The sequence below is a fragment of the Chitinophaga sp. CF418 genome (genome assembly GCF_900142925.1).
In the GTDB taxonomy this organism is placed as follows: Bacteria; Bacteroidota; Bacteroidia; order Chitinophagales; family Chitinophagaceae; genus Chitinophaga.
Window position 1 is genome coordinate 197,664 of record NZ_FRCN01000003.1, and the last position, 22,018, is coordinate 219,681.

Annotated in this window: 16 protein-coding genes; 3 read left to right on the forward strand and 13 right to left on the reverse strand. The window is 41.7% G+C overall.

The window, feature by feature from the left end; genetic code table 11:
* The 12 genes from F3I09_RS08500 to F3I09_RS08555 form a co-directional block, all read right to left on the reverse strand.
* The gene (locus tag F3I09_RS08500) at positions 1-2,625 is read right to left on the reverse strand and encodes a TonB-dependent receptor (protein ID WP_149694610.1); all 2,625 of its coding nucleotides are present in this window, start codon (positions 2,623-2,625) and stop codon (positions 1-3) included.
* A gap of 75 nt (positions 2,626-2,700) precedes the next feature.
* Positions 2,701-3,645 carry a FecR family protein gene (locus F3I09_RS08505; protein ID WP_149694611.1) on the reverse strand — a complete coding sequence of 315 codons (945 nt, stop codon included), beginning with the start codon at positions 3,643-3,645 and terminating at the stop codon, positions 2,701-2,703.
* Positions 3,646-4,738: 1,093 nt separating this feature from the next.
* Complete coding sequence (locus F3I09_RS08510; protein WP_149694612.1) at positions 4,739-5,491, reverse strand: SDR family NAD(P)-dependent oxidoreductase; 753 nt, start codon at positions 5,489-5,491, stop codon at positions 4,739-4,741.
* Between the two features lie 79 nt (positions 5,492-5,570).
* Positions 5,571-6,515 carry an AraC family transcriptional regulator gene (locus F3I09_RS08515; protein WP_149694613.1) on the reverse strand — a complete coding sequence of 315 codons (945 nt, stop codon included), beginning with the start codon at positions 6,513-6,515 and terminating at the stop codon, positions 5,571-5,573.
* A gap of 395 nt (positions 6,516-6,910) precedes the next feature.
* Positions 6,911-7,279, reverse strand: coding sequence for a hypothetical protein (locus F3I09_RS08520; protein ID WP_149694614.1), 369 nt, complete (start codon positions 7,277-7,279; stop codon positions 6,911-6,913).
* 171 nt (positions 7,280-7,450) lie between these two features.
* Positions 7,451-8,029 (reverse strand): YdeI family protein, encoded by a 579-nt coding sequence (locus tag F3I09_RS08525; RefSeq protein ID WP_149694615.1) that lies wholly within the window; start codon positions 8,027-8,029, stop codon positions 7,451-7,453.
* 183 nt (positions 8,030-8,212) lie between these two features.
* Positions 8,213-9,325, reverse strand: a complete 1,113-nt coding sequence (locus F3I09_RS34375) for a hypothetical protein (RefSeq protein WP_223233178.1) — start codon at positions 9,323-9,325, stop codon at positions 8,213-8,215.
* A 134-nt stretch (positions 9,326-9,459) separates the two neighbouring features.
* The gene (locus tag F3I09_RS34585; RefSeq protein WP_255479440.1) at positions 9,460-9,591 is read right to left on the reverse strand and encodes a hypothetical protein; all 132 of its coding nucleotides are present in this window, start codon (positions 9,589-9,591) and stop codon (positions 9,460-9,462) included.
* Between the two features lie 171 nt (positions 9,592-9,762).
* Positions 9,763-11,649, reverse strand: a complete 1,887-nt coding sequence (locus F3I09_RS08540) for a RagB/SusD family nutrient uptake outer membrane protein (protein WP_149694616.1) — start codon at positions 11,647-11,649, stop codon at positions 9,763-9,765.
* Between the two features lie 26 nt (positions 11,650-11,675).
* A complete protein-coding gene (locus F3I09_RS08545; RefSeq protein ID WP_149694617.1) occupies positions 11,676-14,759 on the reverse strand; it encodes a TonB-dependent receptor in 3,084 nt (1,027 codons plus the stop codon).
* A 585-nt stretch (positions 14,760-15,344) separates the two neighbouring features.
* Positions 15,345-16,229, reverse strand: coding sequence for a hypothetical protein (locus tag F3I09_RS08550; protein WP_149694618.1), 885 nt, complete (start codon positions 16,227-16,229; stop codon positions 15,345-15,347).
* Between the two features lie 378 nt (positions 16,230-16,607).
* Complete coding sequence (locus tag F3I09_RS08555) at positions 16,608-17,042, reverse strand: VOC family protein (RefSeq protein ID WP_149694619.1); 435 nt, start codon at positions 17,040-17,042, stop codon at positions 16,608-16,610.
* 562 nt (positions 17,043-17,604) lie between these two features.
* On the opposite strand from F3I09_RS08555, the gene F3I09_RS08560 reads away from it, so the two are divergent.
* The 3 genes from F3I09_RS08560 (at position 17,605) to F3I09_RS08570 (ending at position 20,196) form a co-directional block, all read left to right on the forward strand.
* Positions 17,605-18,423 (forward strand): helix-turn-helix domain-containing protein, encoded by an 819-nt coding sequence (locus tag F3I09_RS08560; RefSeq protein WP_223233179.1) that lies wholly within the window; start codon positions 17,605-17,607, stop codon positions 18,421-18,423.
* A 345-nt stretch (positions 18,424-18,768) separates the two neighbouring features.
* A complete protein-coding gene (locus F3I09_RS08565) occupies positions 18,769-19,638 on the forward strand; it encodes an SDR family oxidoreductase (RefSeq protein WP_149694620.1) in 870 nt (289 codons plus the stop codon).
* A 33-nt stretch (positions 19,639-19,671) separates the two neighbouring features.
* On the forward strand, positions 19,672-20,196 hold the full coding sequence (locus tag F3I09_RS08570; RefSeq protein WP_149694621.1) for an SRPBCC family protein: 525 nt from the start codon (positions 19,672-19,674) through the stop codon (positions 20,194-20,196).
* Between the two features lie 148 nt (positions 20,197-20,344).
* Here F3I09_RS08570 and F3I09_RS08575 read toward each other — a convergent pair whose 3' ends face one another.
* Entirely contained in the window at positions 20,345-21,898 is a 1,554-nt protein-coding gene (locus tag F3I09_RS08575; protein ID WP_149694622.1) for a family 43 glycosylhydrolase, read from the reverse strand.
* Positions 21,899-22,018 lie beyond the last annotated feature (120 nt).

Here is a 22,018-nt window from a genome sequence, read left to right on the forward strand (position 1 = left end):
TTAGAATTTTAAACTGTAAGAAAAACTGGGCATGATTGGCAATAAGACGATACCATTAAGTCGGACTTTTGCACTATTATCCGAATATTCTGTTACGTAGTAGAAAAACGGATTCATTCTGTTATACGCGTTCAGCACACTGATATTCCAGGTACGTACATTTCCATTCTTTTTCTGTCTGATAAAGTTGATACCCAGATCAAGACGGTGATAAGCGGCGATCCTCACATTATTTCGGTTATTGATATAGTCCACGTCCGGAAGCCAATAATTGGGGTTATTCGGCGATAAAGGCCCATCCGTCCCTTCGTAACGCGCCACCGGAACTGTGAAAGGAGAAGCAGATTGATAAGTCCAGCTGCCGGAAAGTTCGATGTTCTTTCTTAGTTTGTAGATTGTCACGAGATGGAAATCGTGCCGGCGATCATATTTATAATAAAAAGTATGACCATAATTCACTCCCGGTATATTACGGTCAGAGACAGCCCAGGTATATCCCAGCCAACCTGTAAGCCGTCCTGTCTTCTTCTGTAGTAATAATTCCAAGCCATAAGATCTGCCAATGCCGGAGGCAATCTGCTCTTGCCAGGTGTCTCCTTTACTGGTTGTGAGATATTCCGCGCCGTCTTTGTATTCCGCCACTTTGTACATTTTCTTGTAATAGACTTCCGCGGAGAATTCATATTTATTCTTAAACAGGTTGCGTGCGATCCCCAGTGCAAACTGGTCAGCCTGCTGAGGAGCTACTTTTTTGGTTGCCGGTACCCAGAGATCTGTTGGTAATGAAATTGAATTATTAGCTAACAGATGAATGTATTGCGTCATGTGGGTATAAGATGCCTTTAATCCCCAATCTTCGGGTAACAGAAATCGCATGCTGGCACGAGGTTGCAGGGAATTATAAAAATGCTTCTGTACGGTGAATGCACTCCAGTGTAATCCTGCATTTAGTTTCAGTCGAGGGGTGATTTCCCAGTCATCTTCTACATAAAGGTCCATTTCGGATGCGCGAATATTACGGTTATTATTAATCGAATCCAGTATTGTGTCATCGCCGGTGGTCTGTTTCAGACGAACAATACCCGGTGTAAATACACGATACATATAGGCCGCGCCCAACTTTATGGCATGTGCAGGCATAGGCCGGTAATCAACATCTGTTTTTACGCCATAGTCGCGTATACCGGAATTTAACTTCAGCGTGTTGCTGCTGGCATCAGCGTTATATTTATCTTCTGTATAAATACCCGTATTGAATTTATAGCTACTGCCTATCAACATGGTATTAGCAAACAACTTCGGAGAGATGATATGCGTCCAGCGCAGGGTACCGGTAATGTTCCCCCATTGTATCGCCAGGTCTGATAAATTATAGTTACCTGTTGGCGTCTCACTATCAGCAAAGTTTTTATCGCGTATACGAAGCCTGTCTTTGCCCATGTAAAAGCTCAGGTAAAGTTTGTCTTTAGCGGAGAACTGATGATGTACCTTAGCGTTCAGGTCATAGAAAAAAAGGCTGAATTTCTGCAGATCTTCCTGTGAACTTTTTACGAACGGTGTGGCTATCAGATCAGGATAAGAACGACGTCCGGATATCACATAGGATGTTTTACCTTTTTGTATCGGACCTTCCAGTGTTAACTGCGTGGAAAGAAGCCCCACTGAAAAGTCTCCATGGTGTTCATACATATTGCCGTCCTTCGTTGAGATATCCACCACCGAGGACAACCTTCCACCGTAACGTGCCGGAAAAGCTCCCTTGTATAAGGTTACATCTTTCAGCACACTGGTATTGAACGTCGAGAATATGCCCAACAGATGCATGGGATGATACAATGGCGCACCATCCAGCAATATAAGATTCTGATCTGGCGTCCCTCCTCTAATCAGCAAGGCACTGGATCCCTCCGTACCTTGTTTCACACCGGGCATCATCTGCAGTGCTTTCAGCAGATCCGGCTCGCCCAACAAGCGCGGTAGCGAGCGGACCTGCGCAGCTGGCAAACTGATACTGCTCATCTGCGATGATTCCTGAATACGCGTTGTTCTTGCTCCGCTCACGATGAACTCTCCCAGTTGTGCGCTGCCTGTTCGTAATCTGAAATTAATGCGTGGATTGTCATTCATACTAATCACGGTATCCAACTTATGATAGCCGATATAGGATATCTGCAGATGTAATGAATCAGCAGGTACAGTCAGACTATAAAAACCATAGTTGTTAGTAGTAGTACCGGATTGATGTTGCGTTGCAACAAGGGATACACCGATCAGTTTTTCTCCGCTCGCTGCGTCTTCGACAAAACCACTCAATGTTTTGACACTCGCAGGTCGTGATATGATCAGGATATTACCGCCTTTCTGCTTATAATCCAGTGGTGTACCTTTCAGGATGTCCTTCAGAATTGCTTCTAACGGTGTATCTATGTATAGATGCGCTTTCACCTGTATCCCTCTTACACGGGTAAGCTCGTAAGATATGGGCATACGGCTTTTCTGTTCCAGTAACTTCAGCGTAGCCTCCAGCGTGCCTGCCGGAATATTGATACTTATTTTGTGGCTGGCCTCCTGCGCATTGACGGGCAACCACGCAAGTAGTAAATAGACAATTATAAAATGCCGCATAGTTATTTTTTGTAAGAGCATAGGTTTCCCTGCCGCCATCGCAGCCGGTTTTCATTTAACAAAATATATCAGGTATTAATGTATGATCACCTTGTTACCGGTGAATGTATATTCAAGTCCGCTTATGTCTTTCAACATTTCCAACACGTCTGCAGCGGTGTCTTGTTTGTTGATGCGAAGCGTAAAACAATAGGATGCTACATTTGCAGCATTAAACGTCACCTGCAATCCATAACGATTTTCCAGGATACGGGCCACTTCCTGAAAAGAAGCATCACTGATAGCCAGATTACCATCGCGCCAATCCTCTACATCCCCTTCTGTCCTGGTAGCTATGTGATCGGTCAATTGGTAATGCAGTTGCTGTCCGGCTTTGAGTATGGATGACATACCTGCGCTATCAGTTACCTGTACTGCACCCGAACTAACCATTATTGCGACGTTTTCTGACTGTGCATATTTCCTTACAGTAAAACCAGTACCAAGCACTTTCGCTTGTATCCCACCCGGGACACTCACTATAAAAGGATAATCCGTCTGTTGCTTTACCTCGAAAAAGGCCATTCCATCCCTGAGTTCTATTGCACGGTTCCTCTTACCAAAATCCTTCTGGTAACGTACAACAGTACCTGGTTCCAGCCATATTTCGGATTGATCCGGCAATTGCAGTCTGACGATCCCTTTACCCGCAGCAGCAGTGACTAACTCATATGCGGGCTCCCTCCTACTATATAACAAGGATATAACAGCGAGTGCAGCAATTACTGCCGCAGCCTGCCACCAGATTCGCCGTAGCGGTGACTTAACAGAGTCCACTTCTTCAGCCGCTATCACGTCAAATATCTCTCCCTTCAGCGCATCTTTCATGGCGGTCTTCTCTGCTGCATCCGCCCATACTTTTCCCTGTTGCGGGAAGTCAGCATACCATTTTTCTAGCAATACTCTTTCTTCCGGTGTAAGGATGCCAAGAGAATGTTTTTCCAACAAGGAGTTTATGATATGCTGTTCAGATTGTTTCATACAGTCAACGTTTAATTAGACAATGCCATATTATCACCACTACACAATCATACATCTGGGAAAAGGTAAAGGGCATTTTACAGGCTGATGAGGAAGGATTTTCCAATGAAAATGGGGAACATATTTTATGGCAGTTCCCGGACGACGTAGATGGTGATATAGACTGCGCAGTGTTAAACGCTGAAGGAAAATGGGAGAATTTCCGCATGGACCTGGGTAATAAAGACCATGAGAAAGCCTTTAAAGCTGGTCTGGTGCCGGCGGGTGCCAAAAAGCTTTGATAGTCACATATGAGAAGTCGCATTTATAACAAACGCCGGAGATAAGTTATCTCCGGCGTTTACGTTTTAAGTCTTCTCAAGGCAGAATTTGCCTTACTATCGATTAAGAAGATAATTATGAAGATCAATTGTTTGTACATATCAATCTTGGAAGCTATTTCGACCAGAACGGAGCGGAAAAACAGTTTACGCTTGCACGTGGCCTCGAGTGGAATGGTGGAGATTCGTTCGACGACTATTGCTAACCTTTTGGGTAGAATTAGTCTCTCACAACCCTTTTAACATATTGTAATCAACAAACTATTTCATTTTAATAAAACAGATGATCATATCGATAACCCTATCAACAAAGAAATACTTCAAAATAAACGAGCTGAGTATACCTAGCAAACTGTGTCGACACTGTTGACACAATGAAAGCTCAATTCGGAATATCTCTACTTAGTAAAGAACAAACTATAGTTTTATGCTTGAAGTTAGTTTTTTGCCCGATACCAATTGGAGCGGATAATTAGCTCTTTTTAGCTAAACGTCTAATTATAATCAATATTTGGTTCGAGAATGATTCGCTACTGGGCACCAAAGGTAAAGGGGCTGTGTCATAAGTAACTCGATGGCTCTGAGAATTTCTTATACGAAAATTTTCTCCATCAGGTACCCGAATAAATTTGGGTAAAAGTTATTTATGAGACAGCCCCTTGTTATTTTACGTCTCTCCCCAGTCTGGGATCGTTTGGATCCAGTTAACAAGTTTGACATCTGTAGATATGAGATCCATTTAGAAGAAGCTTGTTAACAAGTAAACATAATAACTACAGCCACATACCACCAGTTACCTCAATACGCTGACCATTCACCCATTTAGCATCATTACTACAAAGGAAAGCCACCACGCCACCCACATCATCAGGCAACCCTACACGTCCCAGCGCTGTTATTCCTGCCACAAATTTGCGGATGTCAGGATTATCTTCCATCGCTCCACCGCCGAAGATAGCCCCTGGTGCCACGACATTCGCAGCTATCTCTCTTGCGCCCAGTTCAACAGCCAGATATCTGGTATACACATCTATTCCTCCCTTCATCATCGCATAAGCTGATGCCCCCGCAAAAGAACTCCGCGACACCGCAGAAGAAATATTTACAATTCTTCCACCATCCTGTAACAACGGTAACATCTTCTGAGTAAGGAAATAAACTCCTTTCAAATGAATATTCATCATTTCATCAAACTGGCTTTCTGTAGTAGCAGTAACCGGCGCCTGAAGACTAGTGCCGGCGTTGTTGATCAGAAAGTCGAAATGTGGGGTTCCAAATGTGGTATTCAGTGCTTCATTTACTTGTTGTGTAAAAGCATCGAAACCTTTAATATCCGATGTGTTGAGCGGCAGGGCTACAGCCTTACGCCCAAGTGCCAGAATAGAGGCCACAGTTTGCTCCGCACTCGTCTTGTTGCTGAGATATGTAATGATGATATCGTTACCTTTTTGTGCCAGGCTTAATGCAATATTTTGACCAATACCCCGGCTGCCACCTGTTACTAACGCAATTTTTGAAGAACTCATTTGTTATACTGTTTTGATCTAAGAACAGTACAAAATTCCGCCAAATGGGTAATGCGCACAATAGTAGGATCAATCCATTTTATGTATAATTCAAACTTTTGGGTTGTGAGCGATAAACCCCGGGAGAAATAGAAGTTTCGTTCTTAAAGAACTTCGCAAAATGTGCAAAGTCTGAAAACCCCAGACTATCTGCAATCTCAGCGATAGTCCAGTTTGTCTGACGCAATAGAATCTGCGCTTCCTGGAGAATTCTTCCGGCTATTAATGCAGATGTTGTCAGGCTTGTGGTTTCTTTCAATATTTTGTTTAGATGATTGACATGTATGGATAGTTTTTCAGCATAGTCTTTTGGAGTTCGCAGATTAATTCTTTGCCGGGGGTTTTCCACTGGGAATTGCCTTTCCAGTAACTCAATGAACAGGGATGTTGTCCTTGCAAAATTGCTGTGATTAGGGTGAAGCATTGTTATTGACTGTAACTGTTGCCCCAGATGAATGAGTTCAAGGGTATATGCACGCAACAGATCATATTTGTAAGTATAAGTAGAAGAGATGGCGGTCTGCATCTTCTCAAAGATATCTTTTACATTTCTTACATCACTTTTCTGCAGCGGGAATACAGGATGTTCCGGTGATTTATAAATAGGCAGTTCATCCAGTACTACACCACTCCGGGTTGGATGAAGAAACTCCGATGTAAATACACAGCACATCCCTGACTGACGTGCCAGCGGTAGCCACGTTACAGGACTTTTGGGTGTGGTAAAAACAAGTGTAGGCTGCGAAAGATCTATAATGCTATCAGGATATCCGATTTTTGAATGCCCCATTAAAAGACTGACTTTGTAAAAAGTGCGGCACTCATAAGGTTCACTGGGTGTGTTCGAAACAGTCTGCCGGATTTTCGATAAATTAAATACATTGAAATGGCCGATCTCATCCTGGATACCTTCAGGCAACAGAGCCTTCAGCTCCAGAGATGAGCCGGTAGCAAAGCGTTTATCAAATTCATTAAATGATAACACTGTTCATAACTTTTATTTGTAAAAATCAAATTTCAATTAAAGTTAAATCATAACCATTGAAAATCCCTCACCATTCCTTTGAAAATAATTTTTCCTTTAGCTTTCCCTGATTATTATTGATTTAATCTATACAAACTATTAATTGCCAGAAGCATTTGGTTCCATAATCTACCGCTACTGGGCACTTAAAAAATGACTAAGGCTTTAAGTCGCTGAACTTAAAGCCTTAGTCATTTCTGACTAACTTCATTTTTTATAAACTAATATCTAAATCATTATACAGGAATAATCTATAGATTCGATTCCTGAAGCTGGTATCTGAGCGTAATGTCTGCTGAAACAAAACAATCTCCAGCCATATTATTGCAAATGCCCTTATTATGTGCTGTTACGCTCTAAAGTAAGCCCACTGAGTTTTCCCATCGAATCTTTTGACCAACTAATTCCTCAGCTGATTCTATTGCTGATTTTACCATCAAGCCGCCAAACCTTAACTGCATATATGATTCGAAGTAACCGCAGTCCGTCCAAGCGATCATATACTGTTCACCATTTTCATTAAGTTTAGGCTGCTCGCCTTCTTCTAAGTCGCCATCAGTTTTTGTAATCACATACCAATAATCATATTTTATTGCGAAGATCTGAATAGGTCGCAATGTTGCCTGATCGTATAGCGACATGCCTCGCAAAACACGTCGCGTATAAACGCCATACTTATACTCAGTTTCTAAATTTTGTTCTTCTATGGGAGAAACGAATAGCACATAATGGTTTGGGGATTGCCGCAGTGCGGGTTTAAAAACCCCCACTCTCCACCGAAAACTAAACTAAAAAAGAAACACAAAACTCACACTAACCACTGCACCCCGCATTGCGGTAATGCCATGATAGCGGCTGGCATTTTCCAAATAATTGTCGCCACTAAGCTGAATTATTTAATGGAATTTCTCACCTTTTGCCAGCATTTCAATAATTTCTTTCATGCGCTTTTCTCTTGTCTCTTGTTTTTTTGCGGTTTGAAGGCGAAATCCAATGGAGAAAAGATTGGTCTTATTGAGACCCATAAAAAACGCTTCTGCTTTTTTGTTTTTGCTAAGTTCCTTTAGAAAGTCTTCAGGTATAGTGATTTTGCTTGGTGAATCGTATGCCTTTTCCCAACTACCGTCTGCTTTGGCTTTTTCGACAGCTTTTAACCCTGCAGGTCTCATTCTACCTTCATTGATTAATCTTTCGACATGTCCAGTATTTATTTTGGACCAAATACTTTTTGCTCCTCGGGGACAAAACTTTTGCAGCCAGGCTTGTTCGTCATATGCTTGTTTTTGACCATCAATCCACCCGTAGCAAAGAGCTACATCAAGTGCTTCTGCATAGCTGATGGTCTTTTTCCCGGAATCTTTCTTGAATATTTTGAGCCAAAGCCCATTAGAGTTTTCGTGATTCTTTACGAGCCAAGTTTCAAATGCTTTGGCTGTTTTAAATTCTATTGTTGGAATAGTATTTAATTTAGTCATATGATTGTGGCTTTTTCTCGTTCGATATGCTTGCCGGTAACGTTTTGGCGCTTGGCGAAGAAGCGGATTTCGAAGCACTAAACTGTCAACCCAGCACAAAAGTTGACACGAGGTAGAATGTTCAATTAAGCACTGAGCCCACTTTTTTTTGCCAAACGCCTGTTAGCGGTTCGTTGTTTTATTTCAATGTCTATTGTCACAATTTATCTGAACGTATTTGTTTTGTGAATTTACGAATATAATACTTGGACATCCAAACGAAACCCATTCAAATCCAAATATAACTTCGGGTTTGTCTTTGAAAAGTTTTCCTATCCATTGTTCTTTCAAGTCAGGATAATTGGTATTGTTTATTCCAAAATTCAACGGTGTTACACTTGTTCCTTCACTATTGTTGAAAATTGTCTCATTAACCACATTATCAGATTGCTTATCTATTATAATTAAATGTCGGTCTTGAACCTGAATAAGATTATTGGGCTCTGTATAATCTTGAATGAAAATCTGGTGAGTTTTTGTTTCATATAAATATGCTTGTCCTTTTATTGTATTTTTATGTTTATATTCTTTTTGCTTTTCGGTCAAATTGCTTTTTCCTAATGGAAATTTTTCAGCTTTGATTTTTTGCCAAACAATGGCTTTCATTTGTCCGTGCGTAAAAGGATTTTCTTTACCAATAAAAACCAAGGCCTCACTAAAATATTTTCCTAGCCCTATTAAATAATTTTTTGTCACTTCAAATCCAATCATATAGTCGGATTGACTGCAAGGACAATCTTTTATGTCCATATAATCATTTAAATAGGCAACTACATTAAGTTTTCTAACAGGAAAAGAGAGTAGTACATCTGTAGAGTAATCGTAAATAAACAGACTATCTGTTTCTGAAATGTTAGTTTTTGAAAGAACTCTCTTTCTATACGATGCATTTAATTTAAAATATTGAAGACTGTTTTTATCTACATTTTCATAATTTGGAATAGCTAAAGAGTCTGGATGTTCGCTCAATGGATAAATGTCAGACAAGGATATAAAACCAATTTTTTTGTTTGCGTTCTCTTCTAAATCGCGTATCCAAAATAAGTCAAGCTCTTTGGTGTATGTCGTTTGGCTATCTAAGTCAGAATAATTATTGGAATTAAGTGTGTCTGAAGTTTCGAGTTTCGCATTTTTTGTTTCAGTTTTATTTTCTTTTTCTATCTCAATAGCATTTGTTTTTGTAGTTCCTGATTTATTCTCGCTACACGATAAAATAGTGAAGATTGTTATCACTAAAATTGTAAATATTCGTTTCATTCCTTTCAATGTTTGTCGCTGGTTCTCTGCCACTCTTTTCTTACAACAAATCATTAAAAGAAGGCATGAAATGCCCAGGAAATAGCGATGTCCGCTCATAGGAATATTATAAAGGAACAAATTTAATAAAATTCCTATGTAACAAAGTCAACATCTTGTGCGGTTTCATTATTTGTAAATATGTACAGGAAGCCGGTTTTCTGCATGACGTGTTTATCCACTACCATTTTTTGCACTTCGTCAGATGCAGCCTGTACCTGTTTCATGCCACTACTTTGCCTGATTCACTATAACATCTTCATGTATGGCCGGTGCACGTCTATGCACCGGCCGTTATTTAACATCAAAATGCAAACAGATTCATTATCCGGCAGGATGTTTATGCATAAGTACCACTGCCGCTTATCATACTTTCAAATATGGTTAACATGTCATCTTTACCAACCAGAGTTTTGTACTAATTGATGATTTACTTCTATCTCCGTCTGAGGTATTGGGAAGAGGTAATGTTTAGGCTGAAATACACGTGTTTGTATAACAACGCGTTTGTAAAATACAGACAACCCGGCTTCTTTACTGTTTACGTCAAAACCAGAGGATTGTAATTCCTGCGTGGTGGGACGTGCATTTAATCCATGTACGGGTCCGTTGTCTACAATTGTACCGATCATCCAGCGCCTTACATCCCAGAACCTGTGTGACTCGAAGGCAAACTCAACCCGGTTTTCGTTTTGCACGCGTGCTCTGAAGCCAGCAAGGGTATTGTCATCAGCAATGATAGGCAATGCTGGCATATTGACCCTTGCACGCACTTTATTGATGGCGTCAAAGGCAGCAGAGGTTGGCCCTTGGTTATATTCGTTCAATGCTTCTGCATAAATCAGATAAATTTCCGGGAGGCGTATCACAGGATCATTCCGTTTAGCATCAGGAGATGTCCAATAATTGAGCATATCCACATCAGGGGAAAGCCATTTGCGAGGATTATATCCAGACACAGGGTAGGTACCGGTTGATTTTGGCCAGCCCTGTGATATTCCGCCATTAGCCCCCCACCATGACATCCATACAGGTGTATTCCCCGTATGACCAATTGCCCATTTACTACCGTGGAAAGTAACAGTTGCATAAAATCTCGGATCACGATTTCTGTACATTTTTGAAATATTATCGAAATGCACATTTTCGCTATAACCATCAGCGCCAAAGATATCGCCGGACCAGGTACCTACAGAATCATATCCTGAAGACGGGGCATGTATAGGATATCCATTGTTCATCTCGTAAGCATCCACAAACTCCTGCAGGATGCTATACTTTCCCCAGCCGCCAAACCAGCCACCATATGGCAGGCATTCATTTTCTATATTCTTACTGTTATTCTGTTGTTTGGCTACAATTATTTCGTCCCAATTACGGGTATTAAACACCCTGGCGTAACTGTTAATCGGATCACCAGCTATTGTATTTAACGTATAGAGGTTTAGGTTAAGGACTTTCTGTGCTTCATCTGCCGCGCGTTTCCATTTCTCCTTATCTGCCATTTGGCTAAACAGCGGTGTACCGTCGGGATTTTTGATATCCTTGTAAAAAGGATTACCATTAAATAAAGGGCTGGCGGCATATGCCAACGTGCGGGTTGCTAATGCCAGCGCACCACCTTTGCTGATACGTCCCATGTCTCCGTCTGCATAGCTAACAGGCAATATTTCTGCGGCTTGCTCACATTCTCTTGCAATGAAATTCACCACGGAATCTACCGGCATCCTGGGCATCTGCATATCCGCTGCTTCCGATGCGGCATAAGAGCGGGTGAGGACCGGTACCGCACCATAACGCCTAAAGAGATCAAAATAGAAAAATGCACGTAACACCCTTGCCTCCGCTTTATACCGGGGTAATACTGTGGCGTAATAGGATTGCTGATTCTCCGGTACAGGCACTTTGTCAATATTCTCCAGGAACAGGTTACATTGACGGATTTTCTGGTAAGCATCCGCCCATATATCGTATGGGTTATTCGCCGCATTCCAGGCTCCGCTATTGTAATAAAGGGGGTAAAAACCGGCTCCCCAGTGATGAAAACATTCGTCCGTTGCTGCACATATCTCATCCGTCCAGCCATCGGCAAGAGATCCCGGCATCTTAGAGTATAAATTCGCCAATACACCATTGGCATTATTAATATTGCTCCATACCTGGTCTGAAGTGACCAATTCGGAAGGAACTACGTCGAGGAATTTTTTGCAGGAAGAGGCGGCTAGAAATGTGGTAACGATGGCCGCCGTCACAAGATTCCTGTATATATATGTTAGTCTGTTCATTATTTAATGTTTAAAGTCACACAGCATTATAATCCCACGGTCAAACCTGCGTTGAAAACGCGCATCTGGGGATAGTTTCCTGAATCATTAGGTGTTTCCGGATCGAAAATTTTGATCTCATCCCAGGTAACCAGGTTCAAGCCATTTACAAAAAGCCTTAAACTCCGGATACCCACCAAGCGCGAAGTAGCGTTAGAAAGTGTATAACCAATTTCTAAATTCTTTAGTCGCAGGTATTTTGAGTTATACAGCCACCAGGTTGAATTCTGATCATTGTTCTGATTCGCTGCGTAAGACAATCTTGGATACTTTGCATCTGTATGGTCAGGTGTCCAATAGTTGCCTTTTATATCCGACAATACACCCGCATCGCCTGAGAAAGGCCACATACGTGGTCCTGTAAACCAGGTATGACCACCAAATCCGCCCTGGAAGAGCATGCTCACGTCAAAAGAATGAAAATTACCACCCAATGCAATACCTGCAATCTGATAGGGAACCGAGCGCTTACCCAGGTAAGTCTGGTCCAGCGAGTTAACCACGCCGTCTCCATTCATATCCTTATATTTCAGATCACCTGGCTGAATGGCACCAAAGGAAGACTGGTCTGGGCTTTTACTAATATCATCCTGTGACTGGAACATGCCGAGTGCCACATATCCATATTGATCATCGATAGCACGCCCGGTATGCCGCTGATAAGTATGGCCGTTAAAAGATGGCTCGTCCATGGCAATAATACGGTTCACGTTGTACGAGAAATTGGCTTTCAGGAAGTAGCCGTATTTATGGTAGTTCTTACGGTATTCCATGGTGAGCTCAAATCCTTTGTTTTGTACCTTACCCAGGTTTACATAAGGTAAATTGGCGATACCGATCATACTTGGAATGGTCCCCGGAGTAGCCAGGATATTACTTCTTAATTCATAAAACGCATCACCTGATATGGAGAGAGCACTACCAAACATTTCAAGGTCTATACCCACGTTGTACTTGTTTGCTTTTTCCCAGGTCACTCCCATGTTGCCCGTCCTGTCTTCCAACACCCCACCAAATGCGGATCCATCGTGATTGCGGCCAAACTGATAACCAGTGCCGCCCAGTGCCCAGGTACTTTGGTACAGGAAGCGCTGACCACCGATCTTGTCATTACCTACACTACCTGCGGACGCACGGATTTTCAACAGGTTGATGAGCGGTAGCTGGTTTTTAAAGAACGGTTCTTCGGAAATAACATAACTCGCAGAAACAGCCGGGAAGAGATCGTAACGTCTACCTGCCGGAAAGTTTTCAGACCCGTTATAGCCAAAGTTTACTTCACCGAATATCTTACTGTTATAAGCGTATGTTACCCTCCCTATTAAACCGTTATACTTATAAGGAAGACCGTTAATAGCGTCATTGGATCCTACGGCGTCAAAAAATGTTTGTTGCTGGTAAAGCGCCATGGCAGTAACGGCATGTTTACCGAAAGTACGGTCATAGTTCAGATAAGCTTCCAGCTGTGTACGGCGATTGCTGTTAGCCGCCACATCATAGCTCAGGTTATTGGAACCATCAGTCACCTTTGTGTAGGTGCCGGTAGACAGGTCGGTAGCCTGATCATCAGCTATAGACCATTTATATGTGTAGTAGGATTTAGACCTGGTTATATTCTTGTAATTGTAAGAGTCAAATGATAGCCTTACCCGGGTACTTAAACCTTTGGTGATCCAGGGCAGGTTGAGCTTGAACCCGGTAGTGGCCTGCAGTGTATTTTGGAAATTACGCTGGTAACCTCCCTGGGTTAAACGGCCAAACGGGTTGTAAGGTTTGGCAGATTGATAGGCAACAGATCCATCCGGATTCTGCATTGGGTACAGGTATGGAGGTATACCCTGCATATCTGCGAAAAGTGCAGAAGCACCTACGTTCGGATAGTTATTGTCATATACGATCTGGCCGAGGTTCAATTCCATAGTCAGATCTTTGGTGATGTTCAGGTCAATATTCGAACGGAAGTTATACTTGTTATTAAGAGCCTGAATATTGTAATCAGATAAGTTGGCGTATTGGTATAAACCACTTTGCCTAAGGTAAGAGATAGAGGTAAAGTAGCGTACAAAGTCATTCCCACCTGACACGTTTAAGTTACCGGAATACATAGGGGCAGTTGGTTTCAGCAGTTCATGTAACCAGTTTACATTCGGATATAGATATTTGTAAGCCGGGTGTGATCTGTCCCTGAATTTATTCAGGTATTCATCCGTGTACATGGCATAATTCTGACCATCGTTGATCAGGGCTTCGCGGTATAATTTCAGTGCATCATAAGAGTCGAGATATTCAGGCAACCTTGTTGGCTCCTGGATGCCTCCCTGAAAAGTAAAGTTGATCTGTGGCTTTGACTTCATGCCCCTTTTGGTGGTGACTAATATTACTCCGTTAGCACCCCGCACCCCATACACGGCAGTAGAAGATGCGTCTTTTAATATAGAAATACTTTCTACTTCGTTGGCATCAATACCAGAGAACGCACGTTCTACCCCATCCACCAGGATAAGAGGACTCTGGCTACCCGTAAAAGTGGCCATACCTCTGATCCAGAGTGCTGATGCATCATAGCCTGGTTCGCCACTGTTTTGTAAGGTTACGAGACCGGGTAAACGCCCGGCAAGCGCATTACTTAGGTTGGCAACAGGACTTTGCTTCAGTTCCTTTGTACCTACAGAAGCAATAGCTCCTGTCAGGGAAATCTTCTTTTGTTTACCATATCCCACAACGACAACTTCACTCATATCACTTGAAACCGTCTTCAGGACAATGCTCCTGGCTTCACTGACAGGTACTACCAGCGTGAGATAGCCGATATGAGAAACCTGGATAGCGGAAGCATTATTCGTACGGGGGATACGGAATACGCCGTTTTCATTTGTATTAGTGACATGCTTGCTATTCACCAATTGAACAGTCGCACCAGGTATAGGCACACTTTCGTCAGTGACCACTTTACCGGTTACAAAGCCTGTGTCTGTTGCTGGTTGTCCTTGTGCCTGCAAATGTCCACTGTAAGCACTAAAACAAACGCATAGCAACGTTGAGATGTACAGATTAATTACATGTTTTTTCATAATATCAATTGAGGTAAAGTACACAGTCTGAATATGAATGCAGTAACGTTCATGCACACCCCTTCTTAAGCACGCAACAGCCACTTCTGTCTGCGCAATAGCTGCGGTAAACCGGCAGAAATGGTTTTGTCAGTAACTACTACAATGGTGACCAACTACGGGTACAAGGGAATAATACTCTTACATTGAGTGATACTATCTAAATAAAATGTTGAATTCGAAATGCCACAAGCGTATAATCCAGGGATATTTTCTTAATGCTAGTTAGTTTTCTACTAACAGATTTTGATTAACATAGTCTTTTAATACAATACGCTAACTTACTCAAGAGTGGAGGTTTATCATGGACAGATAATGACATGTTATTTGCAAATTTTAACAAATCTTTTTTGGGAGGGGGGATTAGGGTGCAATAATCGGTGAGGGACAAAATAAGAGAGGATCAGTCCAAAGTTAGACTGATCCTCTTTATATCTGTAAGCTAAATAGTCGGTCCCAGGCATTCCCGAATAAATATTCCGAGTATTTATCTTTGCGCTGATTTCGTTGTTGATGAGGCTTCGTTTAATACTTGAATGGCATTCTTCATCTTCGATCGGTAACACTGGCCAACTTACTAGTTTTAAGTTTTACCAATATCATTGCAAGTATAAAAACCAATGAACCTATAAGATATAGCCCTAAAGTAAAACTAAGGATGTAGCTTACATTTTGGCGAAATGAAAAAAAAGAAAAAACAAATGTAGGAATTTTCCAACAGGTCAAATACACACCGAAAATGGTTATTATAAAGCCCGGTAGCTTTATCAGCCAATTGATATTTTTTCCATCCCGGGAGTATATACTCATGATTTTTGACAGCGAGGTAAGAACAAGAAACATTGAAATCAATAATGTCAAAGCGAATGATATAATACTCTTATCAATCAGCATATTATTTGTCCTCATCACGAGTTCATTAGCTGCACTCAAACCAAACATTGTTTTGATGGCAACTAAAATGTAATTCAGCATTTCTGCTGTAGTCTGAAGAATATTCCCAGGTCCTTTTAGGGTACATAGACTTAATAGTAAGACAAATAACCAAACCAAGGAAGGTATAAGGCGAAAGACCAATTGCTTTGTTCTGGACTTATTCAAAAGAGAAAATGGTAATTCTTCTATAGCAATGCTTCCCAAATCCTCCTTTAACATTCCCAATGGTTTAATATAAGCCCCTATTGGCAACCAGCCTAATTGATATATTGTGCCATTAATTTCCTTTTTGAGTAAAGAAAAGTAAGGATTTAAGAAAATTGAAAACTCTGTGATCTTAACCTTCCACATTTTACAAAGCCATACATAAATAAAGTTGCCAAGCGAAATAGCTAAGAAAATCAATGCACCTAAACAAAAGGCATTATAGCTAAAGTGCAGCATAAGATTAAAAGTCAATTTATTGGGAGAAATAATTACAGACTCCTTGCTCAAAGGAGCTACAAATATACAATTTTTTACATACAAAAGATTGCCTTATGTCCGATACCTGTTTATGGGGCTGACCAAAAAGTCAAAGAGCGCTTTTAGGTCGGCCCCTTCATTTAAGCAAAATTTCAACGTCTCCTTTTTTGACTGAGTCCATCACTGAAACTTTTTCTCCGGCTAACATTTTTTCAAGATCTTCCCTTTTGTAGTAGCCATTGTTGTTCATATACACGCTAAATTCCTCACATTTTTCAGCGATTTGGGTTCGGCCAGGATTGCAAAAAATTAAAGCTTCTTCCGGCTTTAAAAATGGCTTGAAACAGATATAATGGTAATTAGAGCGATGAATTTATTTATATACGAGGTTCGATATCCGTGCTAACCTTACCCGTTATAACCCGGGTCAAACTCTACAATCCATTCAATACCATATTTATCCCTGAACATTCCGGCATAGGTACCCCATGGGCTGTCGCCAATGGGTCCTTCCACTTCTCCGCCTGCTGATAATCCGTTAAATATTTTATCTGCTTCTTCACGGCTTTCGGCATTCAGGTATATTTTAGACCGGTTTTCATTTTCGCTTACCCGCCCTAAAAATCCGGGAACATCGTTGGCTATTAACACATTGTTTTTGCCAAGCGGCAAGCCGATGTACATTATTTTATTTGCCTCATCTTCGGCTACCTGAAACTCGGGGCCTGATAAGTCTTTAAAACGGGTGATTTTTGTAAACTCACCGCCAAAAACTGATTTGTAAAAAGTGAATGCTTCTTCGGCATTGCCATTGAAGTTGATCCAGGGATTAATTGCTCTCATGATTTTTAGTTTATCTTGATCTGATCAAATTATAGTTCTTTACATATTATAGTCGAAACTTTGTACGAAGCGGGTTTTGCATACATTTGCATCATCCCAAAAGAAAAGCCCAAACAGTAGAAACCGAACGGATGGCACAGGAACTTCAAAATGCCAACCAGCAAAGCTTACATCACTTTATAACCGACCAGCCAGGAAAATAGTTTTATGTTGATGAGCTAACACTCTTTGAGGAGGAGTTAATACGTACATATTCACTTTAATTATACACAATATAGCTCAGGATCCCGGCAGTTCAAAACTTTGTGTAAAAAAAACACAAATCAAAAGCAACACATAATAATATATTGTTCAGGCTAACAACTTATCAACGAATTGGCCGGGAAAGCACCGTCCTTATTGTCCAACTTTGCGTAGTTTATTAATGATCAACATTATTTGATTCGAAGACTTAGCGGTACCGGGCACGTAGCGGTATTGTAAAATTATTGCAAATGACCGTAACAACGTATTCAAAGTCTTATTACATTCGCACGTGTGGGAGTTATTCCCCTCTTTAAGGATGAAAGATATGGCAGGTTATAATAGTTATCGAATTTGCGTGACGCCGGCATTCGAAGATGTCTTTTCTCATTTCTACTGTGCAGAAAACAAGTCCGATGCAGCAATAGAAAAGACACTTTTCCCTTCTTACCAAACGATCATGATTTTTAATTTCGGTACCCCAGCGTCATTTATTTCTAAAACCGGTGATCAGATCACCGTGGAAACGTGTATGGTACTTGGACCAATAAAACATGCCTTTAACTATTTATTACCCGTGGGCGCTGAGATATTCGTGTGCAATTTTAAAGATGACGCCTTTTTCAGATTCTTCGGAAATGCAGATCTAACGCAAGAGACGGCCCTGCATCCCGATGAACTGCTTCATAAAAATTGCTTCACCACCCTTTGGTCTGAATTAAAGCAAATTAATTGCAATCAAAAGCGCGTTGAAGGAGTGCTTGATTTCAGCAAACCCTACTTGCGAAGACGCGATAAAATAGCAGAACAAATTGCCGAATTTGACCGAAATACTTTCAGCCCTATTAAGGAGATATCCCAAAAAAACAAATTGTCCGAAAGAACTGTGCAGGTCAACCACAAAAAATATTTCGGTTATACCTCAAAAGAAATGTATCGCTATGGCCGCTTCCTAAAAGCTATTCAAGTTCTCCAGGAAATTTCCCAAGGAAATGCTAAAATGGATTGGTTTGAAATAATAGATCGGTGTGGATATTATGACCAAAGCCAGCTTATCAAAGATTTTAATCACTATTTACATCTTAGTCCCTCTCAATACCTGAAATTCCAGGAAGCTATTTGTAACCCCAAACACTGATTGTACATTTCTGCTCTGCTACTACATAAAGCGTTGTAGGCCAATTACCACCCGTCGTGGATAAGCAGCACGTGAATATCGATTCTGTATTGAGTTTTGCTTTTATTACTAACCGCGAATGGTGGCCGGGTGCCTACGCGTTGTCAAATAACCCTTTATCTCACCCTGGCAGTTGTACTGATAACAATGACCTGTACACCGGTTGTTTGCAAATTAATCCCCAAAATTCAAACACTCCAGTAAGACACCACCAGCGTAGCCAACAGTACCCGATGAGCGTTCTTCGTTTTCGTACAATTTTTGGTCTCGCAGCAAACCGAATTTTGTAATATAAAAACGCAGTTTATGGAAAATAGCAATCTATTGATTACAGGAGCAACGGGAACCGTGGGCACACAATTGATTAAGATGTTGGTAAGCAGGAATACTTCGTTTCGAGCACTTGTCCGCAATAAAGAGCAGGGCAATCTGATGAGCGATTTGCCACAAGCGGAAGTCGCAGTTGGAGACCTTTCAGATGCTTATAGCCTGGTACAGGCTTTACAAGGGATCGAAAAGGCATTTTTACTAACGAACTCTTTGGAACAATCCGAACAACTTCAGTTAAACTTTGTAGATGCAGCTCATAAAGCCGGGGTGAAACACATTGTAAAGCTATCCCAACTGGCAGCTGATGAAACTTCACCAGTACGTTTCCTTCGCTACCATGCCGTCGTAGAAAACAGGATCAAAGAATTGGGTATGGACTACACTTTTCTTCGGGCCAACCTTTTCATGCAGGGTCTAACGGCCTTTGGGCATTATATCAAATATGAAGGAAAATTCTATGGTTCATTGGGGAACGCTGCCGTTAGCGCGGTAGACGTCCGGGACATCGCGGCGGTTGCCGCAACGACCTTGACAGAGCCAGGTCATGACAATAAAACCTATCAAATTACCGGACCGGCGGCGATCACACATCTTCAAATGGCAGAAATACTCTCTGATGTTCTGGGCACCGCCGTAACATATGTAGAGTTGAGTCCCGAACAAATGCAAGGCGCACTTACAGTAGCCGGATTTCCGGAGTGGCAGGTTGGTGGCCTAATCGAAGACTATGCACACTATGCCAGGGGTGAGGCCGCTGGTGTTTTTAATACCGTCAAAGATATCACTGGACGGCAAGCTACTAGTTTTGAGCAATTTGCCCAGGACTACAAACAATATTTCTGCTAAATAACATACTATAATCTTACTAAAACAATAGAAATGAAAAAGTTTATTTATATCCTACTTACCTTAGTCGGGCTACTCGTAATAACCATTGCAAGTTTGGAGTTGCACAGTTCGTACGCAGTCTCGCCATCTATCAATAAGAATGCACCTGTCATCACTTATCAGGAAATTACTATCAACGCTTCTGCGCAAAAAGTTTACCAGGTGATGAGTGACATAGATCATTGGGCAACCTGGCATCTCGACGTCGAAGATCCCAAGTTAACCGGACCCTTTGAAAAAGGGAGCAGTTTTGACTGGAAAAGCGGGGGCTTGACTATTCACTCGACGCTGCATACAGTCTCCCGTGGACATAAAATTGGCTGGTCAGGCAAAGCATTTGGAGCATTTGCGATCCATAACTGGTCCTTCGTAGAAAACAATGGGCAAACGACGGTAAAAGTTGAGGAAAGCATGGAAGGCTGGATGGTAACCCTAATGCGCAATAAATTCCAAAAAGGATTAGAGCATTCATTGCAGGTATGGCTCAAAAATCTGAAGGTAAAAGCTGAAGAGTAGCCGATGTCACGTACACCAAGATTCGTCCATAACATATCGGAAACGCCCCGTTTTAAAAATAGCCGGAAGACACGTTAAAATTATCAGACACAACGAAACAGCCCGCCATTACAAGCGGGCTGTTTCATAAATTGCGCTGACACCCTTATCAGTCACCTATCGGAATGGGGATATTAACACCTGTCGCTCCAGCTACGCCAAAGTTTGGTGATCCATCTGCATTCCAGGTTAGTTTTTGTATTCTTACCGGTCTGCCTCCGTTTGTAGTGGCGGCTACACTGCGCGCATGATATACAAACCAGTTTTCGGTATGCAACACATCGTTTGCATCGGTATAACTACTGGTAAAAAAGCCATTGTGCCCTGGTCCATAAACACCGTTAGCATCATTTCTGACAAACACCTGTTTCTTATTTATCCAGTCGGCTGCAACTGTGGGATTACCTCCGCTTTTTAACTGTATCTGCGCCAGGCAATAATTGTCACTCGTGTAACGACTTGCTGAATATATAATGAATACCGGGCTGCTGGCATCTTTCTGCAGCATGATGGGACCTTCATTAACACCAAGCCCTAATGAACTGGGCTCATATTTTTCCCAGGTATTGGTAGGCGATGATACTACTACCCTGGCACCGCTGATGGTCCACGGATTAGACATGGGAGCAAGGTATATATATTGTTTATATTTGGTAGCCACATTCTCCCAGCCCGACCATATGAAGTAATTTTTCGTACCAATGGTCAGTACCGAACCATCAATAGCCCATTGATCAGTTGAATCAAATATCTTTCCTTTGAATGTCCATGTTCCGGTTGTTGGATCAGCATTGGGATTCTCCAGCACGAACATGCGGTGATTATCATCCCCTCCTGTATCATCAGCAGCGAAATAGATATACCACTTGCCTGACAGGAAATGTAACTCAGGCGCCCATATATTAGATGAATACGCAGTACCTGTGGGAGGAGTCCAGACGGTGGTCTCAGGCATAGCCGCCAGTAATGACACTGATCGGGTTTTCGTAATGGTTATCCTATTGCCTTTAGTACACAGGAAATAATAATATCCATCTTTTTGCGCTATGAAGGGATCAGGACGGCTGTTAGTAGTTAAAGGATTCTGAAAATTGAGGTTACGAAATTCAAAGAGATCCTGTGTGCCTGTTACACTACTTTTCTGCTTGATTTTTCTGCCTGGCACACTGTCTTCAGGATCAACAACCATTTTCATACCTGTTTGCTTGTTGGTCAGTGAAAAAATATTATTACTGCCGGAATAGGCAATTTCCCAACGTTGTGCATCAGAGCCATCATCAGCCCCCTGCTGTAATACCTCGCCCGAAGTTGCCGATGGTGACTGGAGACATTTACTACTGGTAACATTGACCAGCTTATAATAAGTGGCATCGGTTTTTATAAGTTTCCATTTCTGTCCGTTATTTGGAAACCATCCCCATTGCTGAATTTTTGCACCTGCCGCCGTTGAGTTTCCGGTTACTTCAACTACCGGGCCGGCTGGTAATGAAGAGAAACCCCTGATGCGATAAATACCACTATCCACCAGTGTACCCAATGGTGGTGCAACGCTGAGCGTCGTGGGTGGATTCAACAGAGGAATACTCTCCGATTGCTTTTTTTGACAACCGGCAGCCAGCAATACGATGGCGACAGCAGTTGTAGCAAATAACTCTCTTTTCATGGGAAGTTGTGGTTAAGTGATTTGATTTTAGTGCCATTCAAAATAAACGAATAGATAGTGCATAATCTGTTCAACTTTTTGTCGATTTATCTCAACCCATTCACAAATAATTGATTCTCA

What these genes read in the sequence shown, in the direction of transcription:
- F3I09_RS34375 (WP_223233178.1), bottom strand. Translation starts at nt 9,325, where the DNA reads ATGAAACGAATATTTACAATTTTAGTGATAACAATCTTCACTATTTTA.
- F3I09_RS08565 (WP_149694620.1), top strand. Translation starts at nt 18,769, where the DNA reads ATGGAAAATAGCAATCTATTGATTACAGGAGCAACGGGAACCGTGGGC.
- F3I09_RS08505 (WP_149694611.1), bottom strand. Translation starts at nt 3,645, where the DNA reads ATGAAACAATCTGAACAGCATATCATAAACTCCTTGTTGGAAAAACAT.
- F3I09_RS08555 (WP_149694619.1), bottom strand. Translation starts at nt 17,042, where the DNA reads ATGAGAGCAATTAATCCCTGGATCAACTTCAATGGCAATGCCGAAGAA.
- F3I09_RS08525 (WP_149694615.1), bottom strand. Translation starts at nt 8,029, where the DNA reads ATGACTAAATTAAATACTATTCCAACAATAGAATTTAAAACAGCCAAA.
- F3I09_RS08560 (WP_223233179.1), top strand. Translation starts at nt 17,605, where the DNA reads ATGAAAGATATGGCAGGTTATAATAGTTATCGAATTTGCGTGACGCCG.
- F3I09_RS08540 (WP_149694616.1), bottom strand. Translation starts at nt 11,649, where the DNA reads ATGAACAGACTAACATATATATACAGGAATCTTGTGACGGCGGCCATC.
- F3I09_RS08545 (WP_149694617.1), bottom strand. Translation starts at nt 14,759, where the DNA reads ATGAAAAAACATGTAATTAATCTGTACATCTCAACGTTGCTATGCGTT.
- F3I09_RS34585 (WP_255479440.1), bottom strand. Translation starts at nt 9,591, where the DNA reads ATGAAACAGGTACAGGCTGCATCTGACGAAGTGCAAAAAATGGTAGTG.
- F3I09_RS08500 (WP_149694610.1), bottom strand. Translation starts at nt 2,625, where the DNA reads ATGCGGCATTTTATAATTGTCTATTTACTACTTGCGTGGTTGCCCGTC.
- F3I09_RS08510 (WP_149694612.1), bottom strand. Translation starts at nt 5,491, where the DNA reads ATGAGTTCTTCAAAAATTGCGTTAGTAACAGGTGGCAGCCGGGGTATT.
- F3I09_RS08570 (WP_149694621.1), top strand. Translation starts at nt 19,672, where the DNA reads ATGAAAAAGTTTATTTATATCCTACTTACCTTAGTCGGGCTACTCGTA.
- F3I09_RS08575 (WP_149694622.1), bottom strand. Translation starts at nt 21,898, where the DNA reads ATGAAAAGAGAGTTATTTGCTACAACTGCTGTCGCCATCGTATTGCTG.